The sequence below is a fragment of the Corallococcus sp. CA041A genome (assembly GCF_003612075.1).
Taxonomy (GTDB): domain Bacteria; phylum Myxococcota; class Myxococcia; order Myxococcales; family Myxococcaceae; genus Corallococcus; species Corallococcus exiguus.
The window spans coordinates 1-1,445 of sequence record NZ_RAWF01000535.1 but is presented as its reverse complement, the minus strand read 5'-3'; the positions used below and the strand labels follow the sequence as shown (position 1 = coordinate 1,445).

Annotated in this window: 1 protein-coding gene; it reads left to right on the top strand. The window is 69.1% G+C overall.

What is annotated here, in order from left to right; all coding sequences use genetic code 11:
• The first annotated feature begins 111 nt into the window (after window positions 1–111).
• Window positions 112–1,431, top strand: coding sequence for an IS4 family transposase (locus D7V77_RS41970; RefSeq protein WP_120581729.1), 1,320 nt, complete (start codon window positions 112–114; stop codon window positions 1,429–1,431).
• Window positions 1,432–1,445: the final 14 nt, after the last annotated feature.

Here is a 1,445-nt window from a genome sequence, read left to right as displayed (position 1 = left end):
CCATCCGCGTCCGTTTAACGCGATGGAGAAAAGCAGAGCAGAATCAAAGACATAGGTGCAGCCGAGCAGGCAGGCCCGTCGAAACGGGGGGACGAGGAACATTCTCCTGGCATGAAGAAGAGCACTCCGAGGGTGAAGGTGGCAGAGGGACTGCGGGCACTGGTGTCGGCCGAGGACATCCTGGAGGCCGCGCGCCGGCTGGGGGCGCTGCAGCGCCAGCGCAAGGTGGACCTGGTGGCGCTGGTGGAGTCCACCGTGGCCGCGGTGACGCCCATGCCCGGCACGCAGACGACAGCCTTCGCCAATTACATCGCGCTCACCGGGCAGAAGCTGTCGCCCAGCGCCTTCTTCGAGCGTTTCAACCACGCCTTCGGGCAGTTGATGCGGGAGGTGGCGAGCCGAGCCGTCCAGGCCGTACGAGAGGCCGTCGGCGAGGACAAGCCCTTCAACGAGTTGGGGGCCCTGCTGGACGAGTTCACGGACGTGCAGGTGGCCGACTCCACGTGCCAACTGCTGCAGCGGCTGGCAGCGGACTGGGCCCCGTCCACCAGCGAGGCGAGGCCTGCCGCCTTCAAGTGGCACGCGCTGGTGTCGCTGAAGGACGAGTTGCCGGTGGCGGACGGCGTGACGCCGCAGCGCACCCAGGACACGCGCGCCCTGCCCGACGAGGCGCTGAGTCCCGGCACGCTCACCTTCATGGACCTGGGGTACACGGACACCGGCCGCTTCCTCGACGCGATTGAGGCCGGGGCTCATTTCCTGGTGCGGCTCAAGGCCCAGCATGACCCGAAGGTGCTACGGGTGCACGTGGGCAAGGGCGAGCGCGTGCGGGCGCGTGGCATGCGCCTGACTGACGCACTCCTGCAAGGTGTCCTCAAGGAGGAGGGCGGCGTCATCGACGTGGACGTGCAGTTGGAGAAGCACGGGCGCACGGCCTGCGCGCGCGTGGTGGCCGTGGAAGGGCCGGAGGGCGAGCGGCGCTGGTACCTGACGACGGTGGGCCGCGACGTGCTGACGGCGCACGAGGTAGCCGAGGCCTACCGGTTGCGCTGGCGAGTGGAGCTGCTCTTCAAAGCCCTCAAGTCCGGCGTGGGGCTGTCGGCGCTGCGCGCCACCCGGCCGGGCGCGGTGCTCTCGCTGGTGTACGCCAAGGTGATTGCCCTGGCCCTCTCGCGCCTGCTGGAACTGTCGATGCAACAGAAGGCAGGCGAGCCGGGCCAGGTGCAGGCGACAGGGCGGCTCGCCCTGGTGCTGGCACTGACTCGCTGCGCCCCGCTGCTGCTGTCGCATGCGATGATGAGCCGGGGCGTGACGCTGGAGCAGTTGGAGGAGCGCATCCTGCTCATCGCCGAGGTGACGGCCCGCTCACGCCAGCAGCGCCGAGAGCGCGAACGGCGGAAACGTGAGGCTTCCCTCGGGAGTGGCGGCTAAACCGGAAGCGGATG